Source organism: Enterococcus sp. AAFC-DPL-5146, from assembly GCF_058216635.1.
Window position 1 is genome coordinate 424,930 of record NZ_CM177103.1, and the last position, 13,415, is coordinate 438,344.

A 13,415-nucleotide genomic window follows, 5' to 3' on the forward strand; every position below is an offset into this window, starting at 1 on the left:
GTGAGTAAAAAATATTTAATGAGTTCCACACAAAAAAGAATTTATACTGTTGAGCAAGTTCAAGGAGAAAATGACACATACAATATTCCAATTACGTTTCAATTATCCCAACCGATCAATTTAGAGAAACTCGAAAATTCATTGAATGAGTTGATTGAGCGGCATCAAGTATTACGAACCTATTTTGAGATGATTGACGGAAAATTTGGGCAAATTATAGAAGAAAAATACCAAGTTACTATCGAATTAGTGACAGATTCTTTAAACACGCTAGAAATGATTACGAAGGAATTCATTCGACCCTTTAATACTGGCAGACTGCCTTTGTTACGAGTGTGCTACTGCACGCTTGTAACCGGCGAAATGTACCTGTTATTGGATGCACACCATATCATTATGGATGGCGGCTCCATGGGTATCTTTTTAGCAGAGCTGAGTCAGTTGTATAATGGGAAAAAGTTACAACCTATGAAGCTGCAATATAAAGATTACAGTGCTTGGCATAGAAAAAAAGATAAAAGTCTTAGTAAACAATTTTGGCTAGAGGAATTTTCTGAAGGATTGCCTGAGTTTGAGCTGTTTTATGATTATCCTCGTCCAAAAGAGAGTGCTTATTTAGGTGATACAGTCAGTACACGCTTATCCTTAGAGCAAATCAAGCAACTAAACCAATTAACTGAACAAACAAGTGCAACCAACTACATGATCTTTATTGCGTGTTTTATGATTTTCTTATCGAAATATTCTGGCAGTCAAGAAGTTGTGATTGGAACAACGATGTCAGGGAGAAATCATCCAGATATACAACATTTATTAGGCATGTTTGTAAATACGGTTCCGATCAATGATAAGATTCAGCCAAATGAAGATTTCATTAGTTATTTAGAAGGAATAAAGCATAAAATGATGCAGGTTTTTGACCATCAAGATTATCCATTAGATGAAATTATCGCGGCATTAGATGTACCAGTTTTCGAAAATAAACATCCTATTTTTGATATTTTATTTAATTACCAAAGTAATGGACAGTTTGATGCAACACTTGGGGATAGTAAATTAACAGAGGTGTCTAGAGATTCTCACGTCGCAAAATTTGATTTAACATTTAATTTAGGAACAGAAGACAATCAAGTGGAACTTGTGTGGGAGTACGATGTTCACTTGTTTAAAAAAGCTACAATCGAAAGAATGCAGCAGCATTTTGTCATATTGATGGGAGATATTTTAGCAGATCCAACAAAATCGATTAGTGAGTTCACTTGTTTAAATCAAGAAGAAGAAGCTGAAATCATGACTACGTTTAACAAGGAAGAACCTGCGATACCAGAAAGTGATACGGTTATTGTTCACTTTAAAGAGCAAGTGGCAAAACATGCTGCCGACATTGCAATAAAAGGAACGGATCAAACACTGACCTATGCCGAATTAGATAATGAGTCATCGAGAATAGCTGGAATGATTCAAGAAAAAGGAATCGAATCAGGTATTGTAGCAATTATTGCAGCTAGAGAAGTTCAAACAATCATCGCGTACTTAGGCATTTTAAAAGCAGGCTGTGCTTATCTACCGCTAGACCCTAAAAGCCCTAAAAAGAGAAATAGAGAAATCCTTGAACAGAGTCAGGCTAGGCTATTAATTGATTTTAGGGAAGAGGGACAAGCGCTTGATTTTTCTTTAGAACAAGTAACTTTCACTGATTTGAAAAGAATGCGACCGATGTCTGACTATCAGTTGAAACCATTGACGAAACATACATTGGCCTATGTAATCTACACGTCTGGTACAACTGGAGAGCCCAAAGGAACGATGATTGAACATAAGAGTATTATTCGCTTAGTCAAAGACCCTAATTATATAACATTGAATCGACCAAAAATACTTCAAACAGGCTCATTAACTTTTGATGCTAGCACCTTTGAAATTTGGGGAGCTTTGTTAAATGGAGGAACATTATATGTGTCAGACATTGAGAATTTAGTTGATCCAGATAAATTACAACAAATCATCGAAAACAATAAGATCGATGTGATGTGGTTGACCTCTTCTTTGTTCAATCAATTAGTTTCTTTAAATGAACACATTTTTGCCTCACTAAAGTATCTACTTATTGGCGGTGAAAAACTATCAACTTACCATGTCTCTAAATTTAAGCAAGTAAATAAGCAAACCCATTTAATCAATGGATACGGCCCAACTGAATGTACAACATTTGCATTGACCTATGAAATTACAGAACCTTTCATGGAACTGATCCCCATTGGAAAACCAATCAATAATACTAGCGCATTGGTTTTTGAAAAAGAATCTCTTTGCGGAATTGGAATGCCAGGAGAATTATATTTAGGTGGTGAAGGCTTAGCAAGAGGATACCTAGGTAACAAAGGATTAACCAACGAAAAGTTCATAAATCATCCGTTTAAAGTGGGAGAAAAGCTATATAAAACTGGAGATTTAGTTCGTTGGAATGAAGAAGGTTTAATTGACTATTTAGGAAGAATCGATCAACAAGTAAAAATTCGCGGCTTCAGGATCGAGTTAAAAGAAATTGAAGTTCAATTATTGTCTATCCCTGAAATCAAAGAAGCGACAGTCAGAGTCGTTGAGAATGAAACCAAAACAGAAAAACAATTGATTGCTTATATAAGCACAGAACGCGAAATAGCTGAAAAACAGATAAAAGAATATTTAAGAAGTCAGCTTCCAGAGTATATGATTCCAAAAGGGATTGTTTTTCTAGAATATCTACCAATAACAAAAAATGGAAAATTAGCGATCAATCTATTACCAAAACCTATCGTTAATATGGAAAAAGGAGTCAAAGAATTACCGGAAAATCAATTGCAAAGCAACATGTTAGCGATTTTTAAAGAGATCCTTAATTTAGAAGAAATCGGGATAAATGAAAATTTTTATGACTTAGGTGGAGAGTCGATCAAAGCTATTCGAATTGTATCTAAACTGAAAGAACAAGGGTACTCGTTAACGATCAATGACATTCTTCACTATCGAACGATCAAAGAACTAAGCAATAATCTAAAACAAAATAAACAATTGATCGTCGATCAAAGTGACGTAACGGGAACAGTTCTTTTTACCCCAATCCAGCAAAAGTTTTTTGAAGAAAAATTAAATGCACCTAATCACTTCAATCAATCTATCATGTTGGAATTTTCAAATGAAAAATTAGATCAAGAGAAAATAGAGAATGCCTTGCAAGCACTAATGATTCACCACGATATGCTAAGAGCTACCTATAATGAGAATCAAATGATCCAAGGAAGTGACTCTGTGGAATCATTTAGTTTGGAGCAGCATATTTTTGAACAAGAGAGTCAAAGGATTAACTGGTTTGATGAAACGACAGACAGTTATCGATCTATGCAAAAGCGAAGTAATCAAGCACAAGCTAGCCTTTCATTATCAGAAGGTAAAATCTTTAAAGCGGTAATCTACCAATTTAAAGACAGTAATTTTCTATTACTCATTGCCCATCATTTAGTGGTTGACACGATTTCTTGGAAGATTATTCTAGAAGATCTTGAAACAGCTTGTCAAAATCTAATAAGCGATCAAAAGGTCAAATTACCCTTAAAAACAATGTCTTATAAAAACTGGAGCCAAGAATTAGTCAACTATTCTAATACGGAAGAGTTAAGGAACGAATTGCCTTTTTGGAAAGAGACTGCAGCCATTGTTGAGAAAAGCCAGCTACAAATCAAATCTGACAGCGGAAAAGAGCACCAACTAGCGATTTTTTCTACTCAATTAGGCGTCGAGAAAACGGCTGAACTTTTAAAACAGAAAAGTCGATTCAGTCATTTTCATGTCAAGGAGTTATTAATTACAGCTTTAGTTAGAGCCATTTCGACATTGTCTGAAAATCCAGAAGTTTCTTTATTGATGGAAGGTCACGGAAGAGAACAGTTAACGGCTGAGATTGAAATTGATCGAACAGTAGGATGGTTTACAATTACTTATCCAGTGGCGTTTTCCTTACGTAACGAGGGAGTAGAGGCAGATATTTTACAAGTGAATCAATCATTGCAAGCAATTCCAAATAATGGCATCGGCTACGGACTTACTAAGACAATAAAACCAGATATTTCAACGACTGAACCTATGGTGACATTTAATTATTCAGGTGAGTTTAACGAGTCAAAACAAGCGGATCATTTATTTACAATGAGTCCAGCACCACAGGGAAATGAAGTCAGTTCAGACAATCCATTTGGGACACCGATTGCTGTTAATTTAGTGATTGTAGATAAGAACTTAAATAGCAATATCTCTTATGATAAGAGTCTTTTTTCCGCGGAATTTATTCAAAAACTAGCTGACCTATTCTTAAAAGAGATTGATCAAATCGTGGAATTCTTAGAGAATGAGGCTCAATATGTAAGCCAAGTCGATCCCTTTCTCCCACAGAGTTGGGCTGAATATACAATCAAACAAAGCATTCAACCTTCAGCGATGCAAAAAATGTTTTTGGAGACACTAGAACAAACCATGATTTATGCTCTTTTTGAGCTACATGCAAGTGATCAAGATTGCATAATCGATGCGCTGAAAATAGTGATTAAAGAACAGCCGCTGCTGCGGACAAGTTATGCAAAAACTGGAGGAGAGTATGTTTTATATGAGCATAAGTTTGATGATAAATTTACAGCTCCTTTCATTGATTTAAGTATGAAATCTGAGAAAGAAATCTATACGTTCCAAGAAGAGATGAAAAAGAAAATGGTGGCAGGATTTAATAAGAATCAATCAACAGCTCTGTATCATATGCTGCTAACTAAAATAAATGCAGAAACATTTATTTTACATGTACTAATTTCTCATAGTGTTTGGGACAAATATAGTGATACAGTATTTTACGATCGATTAAAGGAATGCATAACGGATCACAGCAAGCCTGTAAAAGTGGTCAATGAAGATACACTTTTACAACCTAACATCACTAGCAAGTTCGATTTAAAAAAATTGCAGGAACACTTTTTACTATTTAGAGAAACAAAAGAAGCTATTTCTGTTGCACAGACAAAGGACAAAAACTTTATTATTCGCTTATCTATACTGCATTTAGGTGAGAAAACAAAGAAATATTATGCTAAAAATCATTGGACACTAATCATGCACCTAGCCAAGATAATTATTCGACAAAATCAGGCTATCAATCAATCACAAACGATCCCTGTTTATATCGTACAGGAAAATAGAAAATATATGCCTGTATCCTTTGCTCAAGCAATCGGTCCTTATATTGACCTGTGGCCTATTTTACTTGAAGGATCTAGTACTGGCAGTGTTTACGAAGTAGAAAATCAAATGGCCTATTTTCAACAACTAAAAATGAAGACCCAGATTAATTTAATTGATGAGTTAAGCAAAATTGATCCTCATTACACTGACAAAGGAATTTATTCAATCAACAATCAAACGATTTTTGAATTGACCAAAGAAACATTAGAGATCGCCAAAAAACAAGTAGAGAAGATGGGAAATATTGATGGATTTGAGATAGTTATCAATAAATATTTAGATCAGTTAGTGTTGATTTATCCAGAAAATAAGAAGCAAGCAAATCAACTGGATAGTGTGCTGCAAAAAGCCTGTGATCAGTTAGAGCTAGATTTAGCATGAGGGCGGAGAAATCGAGGATTCAATTAGTTATGTTTCCTTACGCAGGAAGTATCATCAATCCGTATAAAGAATGGCTAGCTTTGTATGATGATCAAATTGAAATTATACAAATCGAGTATGATGGCAGAGGTCGAAGAAGTTTTGCTGAAAGACCGCAAACGTGGCAACTATTGATTGAAACAACAATGAAACAAGTAGTAGAGCGTGTGGATTTTACAAGAGACTATATATTATTTGGACATAGTATGGGAGCAAAAGTCGTAGCTGATATCTACAAAAAAATTGACGTAATGACGATTCGACAACCTAAGTATATTATATTTTCAGGAAGTGAAGTCTTTCATTTTAAAAACTATGATTCGCTTTTATGCGCGCCTGTAAATAAATTCAATCAAATTTTCTTTAAATTAGGAGGAATCCCTAAAGAAGTTTTTCAAGAAGTGGAGCTTTTAGCATTAGTCTCAGATTATCTGCGAGAAGATTTGACCTTATTAAGTCAGTTCAAATTCAATTTGACCAAGGAAAGAGTTACTTGTCCGGTCCTTATTTTTAATGGAGAACTGGAAGAAAAAAGTGAATTGAAGGATTGGATAGATTTGATAGGACCGAATTGTGAACAGAGGATTTTTCAAGGAGATCATTTTTTTATTCGCAGCAATGTGGAAGAAATTCTTGCAGTCATCAAGCAAAAAATAAACGAAAATAAATAGAAAAAACCTGAAATAAGCACGTCTGTTAATTAGTATGACAGGTGCTTATTTTTAGATTTCGAAGATGAATGTAAAAGTTAAGTATCAAGCAATAAGGTTATTTTCTGTACTAAAAACTGTCTTAAATTCAAATTTCTGTTATATAAAATAAACTTTTTCCTTACAATATAAAGCTTTTTTGAGCAAATATATGTAATATTATAACTAGGAATGATAGACTAAGCCTGTAATTGGAATTGTCAGAAATTTTCCAATATTTTTAGTGAAAGCACTTTTATAGAAAAGAGGAATAAAATGTATTATGTTATTATGCCCTCTCAGGATATCCGTCGAAACTTAGCGACTGAGCAATATTTATTAAATCAACGAACATTTGACGAACCGCTAGTTTTATTTTATATTCAAAAACCTTGTGTAATTGTTGGACGTAATCAAAATGTACGGGCAGAAGTCGATTTACATTATGCCAGAGAACACCAAATCACGATTACACGAAGATTATCCGGCGGCGGTGCGGTATATGACGATTTAGGGAACTTAAGTTTTAGTTTTGTCGTTAATGCTGATCATGAATCCTTTGGGAACTTTAAACTTTTTACACAACCGATTATTGATGCTTTGCATGAAATGGGAGCAACCGGAGCTGAGATTAGTGGTCGTAATGACTTGCTGATTGATGGGAAAAAATTCTCAGGTAATGCGATGTACACAAAAAATAAAAAAATGTATTCACATGGGACCTTGATGTTGGATGTTGATCTTAATGAAGTGAGTCGAGTATTGACTGTTTCCGAAAAAAAACTGGCATCTAAAGGCACAAAATCAGTTAGAAGCCGAGTAACCAATCTAAAGCCGTATCTATCTAAAGAATATCAAGGGATTTCGACGGAAGCCTTTCGAGATCGCTTATTGCTGCATTTATTCAATGCTGAAACAATGGAAGAAATCAAAGCACAAGAATACCATTTGACTCAAGAAGATGAGCAGTCTATCGATCAGCTAGTGGAGAATATCTATGGAAATGATGCTTGGATCTTTGGGGAAGAACCTAAATTTACAATCAAAAGAGAAGAAAAATTCCAAGGTGGATTGATTGAAGCGAATATCTCTGTAGAAAAAGGGCGGATTGATGCCATCACGATTTTCGGCGATTATTTCAATCAAAAAGATACCAAAGAAATAGAACGTTTATTGACTGGCTGCAACTATGAGCACGGGGCAATTAAACGAGTATTGGATGAGGTTGAGGTAGGCGAGTATTTTAACAATGTTTCTAAAGAGGAGATTCTTCGGTTGTTGGTTGATTAAGTTGGAGGAAATGAAATGATTACATTTGAACAAGTTTCAAAAAAATATAGCCATAATGGGATAGAAATTACTGCGTTAGACAACGTCGATTTACAAATCAAAGACCATGAATTATATGGTGTAATCGGCGAAAGCGGCTCTGGAAAATCGACATTATTGCGAATGATCAATACGCTGGAAGAGCCTAGCAAAGGGCAAGTTAAAGTAGGCGGCATCAACGTGATGCAGCTGAATGAGACTGAAAAAAGGTTAAACCGTAAAAGAATAGGTATGATTTTTCAACAGTTTAACTTACTTTATAATCAAACAGTGAATGAAAATATTGGTTTGCCCTTACGTTTAAACAAGTCATATGATATAGAGAAAGTGCAAGAAGTCTTAGCCTTTGTCCGACTCTCTGATAAAGGAAATCATTACCCAAGACAGCTTAGCGGTGGTGAAAAGCAGCGAGTAGGAATTGCCCGAGCACTGATTACACAACCAGAAATTTTACTCTGTGATGAACCAACTTCAGCTTTGGATGGACAAAATGCTTATGACATAATGGAATTATTACGGAAAATCAATCAAACTTTCGGGACAACAATGGTTATTGTCAGTCACGAACTGAATTTAATCAAGCAGTTATGCAATCGAACTGCCGTTTTAGAAAAGGGCAAAATCCTAGAAACTATCGAGATTCAAAACGGGCAGCAACAAGCACAATTTGGTTCTTATTATGAAAGAGTTCGGGAGAGTTTAGGATGATGACAGCGTATATAGATAAAATTAGTTATTACCTTCCAGAGTTGAATAAAGCCTTGGCTGAAAGCGGGATAATGATTCTTATTTCAATAATCGCTGCAATCATTGTCGGCTTACCCTTAGGAACAATTGTGTATTTGACAAAGAAAAGACCAACCAAAGCCAATCGTCTGATGGGGATTTTCTTAAATGGATACATTAATATTGTTCGTTCATTTCCCTTTTTGTTGTTTGTAGTTGCATTGATTCCTTTTACTCGTTTGGTATTAGGTACGGCCTTTGGGACTTATGCTGCTTCGTTGCCGTTGAGTTTTGTGGCAGTGGCATTATATGCTCGATTGGTTGAGCAAGTATTGTTAGAAATTCCCAATGACATTTTAGAATTAGCCCAGTCTTTAGGGAGTAGTAAAACGCAGTTGGTTTTTCGTTTTTTATATGTAGAGGCACGATCTGGGTTAGTCTTAACCTTGACGTCAGTCATTATTAGTATGGTATCTTATTCAACTGTTATGGGTGTCATCGGCGGTGGCGGTATTGGCGATTTTGCATTACGTTACGGTTATCAGCGGTATGAATATGCTGTGATGTATACAGCAATTGTTCTTATGATTCTTTTTGTTAGTGTTATACAGATCAGTGGAAGCTGGCTGGCTAAAAAAATAAATAAAAAATAATAGTTAGGAGCAAAGGTATGAAAAAGAAAGTTTTGATTAGTATGTTAGTGGTGGCGGGATTAGCAGTTGTAGGATGTAGTGGACAAAAAGGTAAAGCAGATACAGCTAAAAAGGAAGATAAAGTAATAAAAGTCGCCTCTCATATCCCTTCGACTGTTGAAGTTGTTGAGTTGGCAGGGAAAAACATCGAAGACGGGTACAAAGTTGAATTGGTTCAGGTTAATGATAATATTCAATACAATGAGTTGTTAAATGCCAAGGAAATTGATGCCAATTTTGCACAACACGAACCTTTTATGCAAAAATTCAATGAAGAAAAAGATGGAAATTTAGTTGTTGTACAAAAAATTTACAATGCTAAAGTCGGTTTTTATTCTAAGGATTACAAAGACATCAAAGACTTGCCAAATGGTGCGAAAATTGCATTGCCAAGTGATGTGTCCAATGAAGGTCGTGCACTAGCGATTTTGGATGATGCTGGTTTGATTAAGCTAAAAGAAGGTGTAGGTTTTAAGGGTACGACCAAAGATATCATAGACAATCCAAAAGACTTTAAATGGGTATCCGTTGATTTACTGAATTTAGCTGAAGCATATAACGAAAAAGATATCGCTATGGTCTACAATTACCCAACCTATATTGCCAAAATTGGTTTAACACCGAAAGACGCGATTTTATTAGAGAAAAAAGTGGATGACCGTTTTGCAATTAGCTTGGTGGCTAGAGAAGATAACAAAGACTCAGATAAAATCAAAGCCTTGAAAAAAGCTATGACCAGTGCCAAAGTTAGAGAGTTGTTGGAAACAAAATATAGTGAGACATTAACGCCAGCGTTTTAAAAAAAATAAAAAATCAGAAAATACGACAATTTTACGAAAGTAGACGGAAATTGTTATATTTTCTGATTTTTTTAATTTTTGAGTTTATCCCATAATATTATTGTTTTCAATGGATCCTTTAATTTCTTGTACATAGTGATCCATATAGGTTTTGGAACCATCACTCAACGTAAGATTCTTTTCAATATGACCTAATCGGGCATTCAACTCTTCGATTTTTACTAATGTTTGTTTCAAAACGTCTAACATCCGTTCATCTGTATTCATACTATCTTCTCCTATTCTTCTTCCAATTGTCCTGCTGGAAGTCGTTTATTGTCCGTTTTTGATTGATAAAATAAAGCATAAAGAATGATGCAAATAACAGGGATGACACTTGCAACTAAGTACAGTCCTGAAAAAGATAGACTACTTTGAAGTTCACCTAAGAGATAAGGACCCACACCAAGTCCAAGATCTAAGCCAATAAAATAAGTAGACAAGGCAATCCCAATTCGATGACTATTTGGGCTGACTTTCAGACAAATCGCTTGGCCGTTAGACATAAAAGTACCGTAGCCTAAACCAATCAAGCCGCCAGAAACCAATAACATCCAACTATTGGTTGTCATGCTCAATAAAAGCAAACCTGCAGTTAAAAAAAGAAAACTAGGATACATTACAGCATTTTCACCACGAGCATCAAAGATTCTTCCAGACATCGGGCGAGTCGCAGTGATTACTAAAGCATAGACAACAAAGAAAAATGAACTTGCATTAACAAGGTCGATCACTTTTGCATAAGAAGAAAGGAAAGATAGAACACTTGAATAAGAAAGACCCATCAAAAAGGCGATAAAAGAAATAAATAGCACCTTCTTTTCAATAAAGCTATCAACTGTCCAACGAGACAAACTTGCTTTATGTTCAGCATTCAATTGGATATTTTTTACTGGGAAGATAAAACAAGCAATTGTTGTAAGTAAAATAAGTACGATTGAAAATAGGATAATAAAATAAAAACTCATTGTATTTAAAAGAACCATTCCAATAAAAGGGCCAATTGCGGCTGCCAAGCTAGTACTTAAACCATAGTAATTGATTCCTTCTCCATGTTTGGATTTAGGAATATAAGCAGTAACGATGGCATTTGTCGCGGTCGAGACCGTTCCATAACCAAAACCATTCAATAAACGCACTAAATAGAGAATACCAATACTCGGTATATATAAATAAGCAATGGTTGTAATGAGATAAAATAATGCGCCGTATCTTAAAACAGCTTTTCTACCAATCAATTCCAATGTTTTTCCCATAAATAATCGAGCAAATAGCGTACCAATAATATAAATCCCTGAGGCAAGTCCTGCTTGACCTAAAGAAGCGTGAAGCGTATCTTGAGCGATCACGGCAATGATTACCATCAATAAATAATAGACGAGATAGACGACAAAATTGATCAAAGTAATACTGATAAACCCTTTGTTAAATAACTTTTCTTCTGAATCTTGCTTCATTGTAAGTTGTTCCTTCTTTCTTTTGTGAAATTTCACGATAATTTCTGAAAACATCTTTGTAGATGTAACTATACGAAAAAATACATAGAAAAAAATGCGGATTTGTCATAAAAAAAAGATGACAACAAAAGTCATATACATTTGTTGTTGTTTTTAGATGTGTTATCCTTTTAAATAATACTTGCTTTTATTTTTAATGAAAAAGGATGAGGAGTTAGAGAATGGACAGTCATGTGCTACAAGAATACCTAGATAATCATTCATTTCCAATAGTAGTAAAGAAAAAAAAGACCTATCTCACCTATGAAGGGTTACAGGATCGTTATGCGTATATTTTAAAAAGTGGAATCATCAAAACAAGTGTCATTTCTCCTGATGGGAGAGAATTTAATCTCCGATATATCAATAGTTTGGAGATTGTTTCGCTTTTAAGAGATGAATATTCTCAATTTATCGATGCGCCGTTTAATATTCGAATTGAATCAGAACAAGCGGAATTATATCAGATTGATCGTGTTCAGTTTTGGAAGGATATTAATCAGAGTAAAGAGCTGCAGATGTATGTGAAAGATTATTATCGTGTTCGTTTAATGTATTCAATGAAAAAGATGCAGCAAATGTTGATGAATGGTAAATTTGGCGCTGTTTGTACACAGATTTATGAGTTATATGATACATTTGGTGTAGAGACAGATGAGGGATTGTTGATTGATTTCGTAGTGACGAATGAAGAAATTGCTCATTTTTGCGGGATTACGTCTGCTAGTAGTGTCAATCGAATGATGCAGCAGTTGAAGGATTTGGGAGCAATCAGAATTCAAGATAGGAAAATAGTGATTACGGATATGGAAATTTTGAAGGACAATATCATTTTGTAGAGAAATGTGCCTAAATTTCGATTTTGATGTATTCACTGACTATATCGAATTGTGGTATGAGCAATTACACAGTATAATAATGATACAAAAATAAAGTAAGAAAGAATCAATGAGTGTTTAGCGAATGGATTCTTTTTTTATCTGTATAGATGCGATGAAAAGGAGAAAATATGAAAATTGATCGCTTACTTAGTCTGGTAAATTTGTTAACAGAAAATGACCGAATGACTGCTAAAGGATTGGCTGAACGGCTGGAAGTATCTAAACGAACCATTTACCGTGATATTGAAACCTTGAATTTAGCTGGGATTCCGATTATTTCTTATTCAGGAGTTCGAGGTGGTTACGGCATTGTTGATGGTTATAAAGTTAGTAAACATATTTTTTCAACAGAGGATATTTCGACGATTATGACCGGACTTTCGGCGATTCAAAGTATCTCGACATCCGCTGAAATCAGTCCTTTGTTGGCAAAAATTGCACCGAATACGACGATACAACAACCTCAAAGTGATTTGTTGATCGATTTATCTTCTTGGTTTAAACCAAACGGAAGTAAAAATATATTAAACGATTTTCGGCAAGCCATAGCAATGCAAAAAATCATTGCTATTCAGTATCACTCCAGAAAAGGTTATTCTAAACGAAAAGTAGAACCATATAAACTTATTTTTAAAGCTTCACATTGGTATCTTTATGGATTTTGCTTGAAAAGACAAGCGTTTCGGTTGTTTAAACTGACTAGGATTCAAACGTATACTCTACTAGAGGAACCATTTGATTTTAGAAAGCTAGAAGCTGTGAAGTTAACTATGGAATCTGAAAAAGATTATCTAGAAGCAATGCTATCGCCAGAAACTCAGCAAATCGTTTTAACTTATAAGCAAAAAGATAAATTATATTTAATTGACAAACTAGGTGCAGAATTTTTTGATGAGCATGAAAAAGACGGCGTTATCGGAAGGATCGTATTTCCGCTGATAAATCCCAAAAAAACGGTAGATTTTATTCTACGTTTACAGGACAAGGTAAAAGTCATTGAACCGCCGATAATAGTTGAGGCAGTCAAAGAGAAAATCGAACAAATGTATTTTCTTTATAAAAGCTGACAATCAGTTGTCACACT

General features: G+C 34.8%; 10 protein-coding genes. 8 read left to right on the forward strand and 2 right to left on the reverse strand.

Annotated features, from left to right (window positions below; genetic code table 11):
* The 6 genes from AC4BB2_RS01875 to AC4BB2_RS01900 all read left to right on the forward strand — a co-directional run bounded on the left by AC4BB2_RS01875 (nucleotide 1) and on the right by AC4BB2_RS01900 (nucleotide 9,915).
* Nucleotides 1-5,640 (forward strand): amino acid adenylation domain-containing protein, encoded by a 5,640-nt coding sequence (locus AC4BB2_RS01875; protein ID WP_490473757.1) that lies wholly within the window; start codon nucleotides 1-3, stop codon nucleotides 5,638-5,640.
* 29 nt (nucleotides 5,641-5,669) lie between these two features.
* Nucleotides 5,670-6,350 carry a thioesterase II family protein gene (locus AC4BB2_RS01880; RefSeq protein ID WP_490473758.1) on the forward strand — a complete coding sequence of 227 codons (681 nt, stop codon included), beginning with the start codon at nucleotides 5,670-5,672 and terminating at the stop codon, nucleotides 6,348-6,350.
* A 294-nt stretch (nucleotides 6,351-6,644) separates the two neighbouring features.
* The gene (gene lplA, locus AC4BB2_RS01885) at nucleotides 6,645-7,658 is read left to right on the forward strand and encodes a lipoate--protein ligase (RefSeq protein WP_490473759.1); all 1,014 of its coding nucleotides are present in this window, start codon (nucleotides 6,645-6,647) and stop codon (nucleotides 7,656-7,658) included.
* Between the two features lie 15 nt (nucleotides 7,659-7,673).
* Entirely contained in the window at nucleotides 7,674-8,405 is a 732-nt protein-coding gene (locus tag AC4BB2_RS01890) for a methionine ABC transporter ATP-binding protein (protein ID WP_490473760.1), read from the forward strand.
* The gene (locus AC4BB2_RS01895) at nucleotides 8,402-9,076 is read left to right on the forward strand and encodes a methionine ABC transporter permease (RefSeq protein WP_490473761.1); all 675 of its coding nucleotides are present in this window, start codon (nucleotides 8,402-8,404) and stop codon (nucleotides 9,074-9,076) included. Before AC4BB2_RS01890 ends, AC4BB2_RS01895 begins: the two co-directional genes overlap by 4 nt.
* A gap of 17 nt (nucleotides 9,077-9,093) precedes the next feature.
* Nucleotides 9,094-9,915 (forward strand): MetQ/NlpA family ABC transporter substrate-binding protein, encoded by an 822-nt coding sequence (locus AC4BB2_RS01900; RefSeq protein WP_490473762.1) that lies wholly within the window; start codon nucleotides 9,094-9,096, stop codon nucleotides 9,913-9,915.
* A gap of 84 nt (nucleotides 9,916-9,999) precedes the next feature.
* Here the strand turns inward: AC4BB2_RS01900 and AC4BB2_RS01905 are convergent, their stop codons facing one another.
* Nucleotides 10,000-10,182: a hypothetical protein gene (locus tag AC4BB2_RS01905; RefSeq protein WP_490473763.1), complete on the reverse strand. Its 183-nt coding sequence runs from the start codon at nucleotides 10,180-10,182 to the stop codon at nucleotides 10,000-10,002.
* A gap of 11 nt (nucleotides 10,183-10,193) precedes the next feature.
* The gene (locus AC4BB2_RS01910; RefSeq protein ID WP_490473764.1) at nucleotides 10,194-11,411 is read right to left on the reverse strand and encodes an MFS transporter; all 1,218 of its coding nucleotides are present in this window, start codon (nucleotides 11,409-11,411) and stop codon (nucleotides 10,194-10,196) included.
* 221 nt (nucleotides 11,412-11,632) lie between these two features.
* Between AC4BB2_RS01910 and AC4BB2_RS01915 the strand changes: the two genes are divergently transcribed.
* A complete protein-coding gene (locus AC4BB2_RS01915) occupies nucleotides 11,633-12,289 on the forward strand; it encodes a Crp/Fnr family transcriptional regulator (RefSeq protein ID WP_490473765.1) in 657 nt (218 codons plus the stop codon).
* A gap of 170 nt (nucleotides 12,290-12,459) precedes the next feature.
* Nucleotides 12,460-13,398 (forward strand): helix-turn-helix transcriptional regulator, encoded by a 939-nt coding sequence (locus AC4BB2_RS01920; RefSeq protein ID WP_490473766.1) that lies wholly within the window; start codon nucleotides 12,460-12,462, stop codon nucleotides 13,396-13,398.
* The last annotated feature ends 17 nt before the right edge of the window (nucleotides 13,399-13,415 follow it).

Coding starts and splice junctions, on each gene's coding strand:
- AC4BB2_RS01880 (WP_490473758.1), top strand. CDS start 5,670: ATGTTTCCTTACGCAGGAAGTATCATCAATCCGTATAAAGAATGGCTA.
- lplA (WP_490473759.1), top strand. CDS start 6,645: ATGTATTATGTTATTATGCCCTCTCAGGATATCCGTCGAAACTTAGCG.
- AC4BB2_RS01890 (WP_490473760.1), top strand. CDS start 7,674: ATGATTACATTTGAACAAGTTTCAAAAAAATATAGCCATAATGGGATA.
- AC4BB2_RS01895 (WP_490473761.1), top strand. CDS start 8,402: ATGATGACAGCGTATATAGATAAAATTAGTTATTACCTTCCAGAGTTG.
- AC4BB2_RS01900 (WP_490473762.1), top strand. CDS start 9,094: ATGAAAAAGAAAGTTTTGATTAGTATGTTAGTGGTGGCGGGATTAGCA.
- AC4BB2_RS01905 (WP_490473763.1), bottom strand. CDS start 10,182: ATGAATACAGATGAACGGATGTTAGACGTTTTGAAACAAACATTAGTA.
- AC4BB2_RS01910 (WP_490473764.1), bottom strand. CDS start 11,411: ATGAAGCAAGATTCAGAAGAAAAGTTATTTAACAAAGGGTTTATCAGT.
- AC4BB2_RS01915 (WP_490473765.1), top strand. CDS start 11,633: ATGGACAGTCATGTGCTACAAGAATACCTAGATAATCATTCATTTCCA.
- AC4BB2_RS01920 (WP_490473766.1), top strand. CDS start 12,460: ATGAAAATTGATCGCTTACTTAGTCTGGTAAATTTGTTAACAGAAAAT.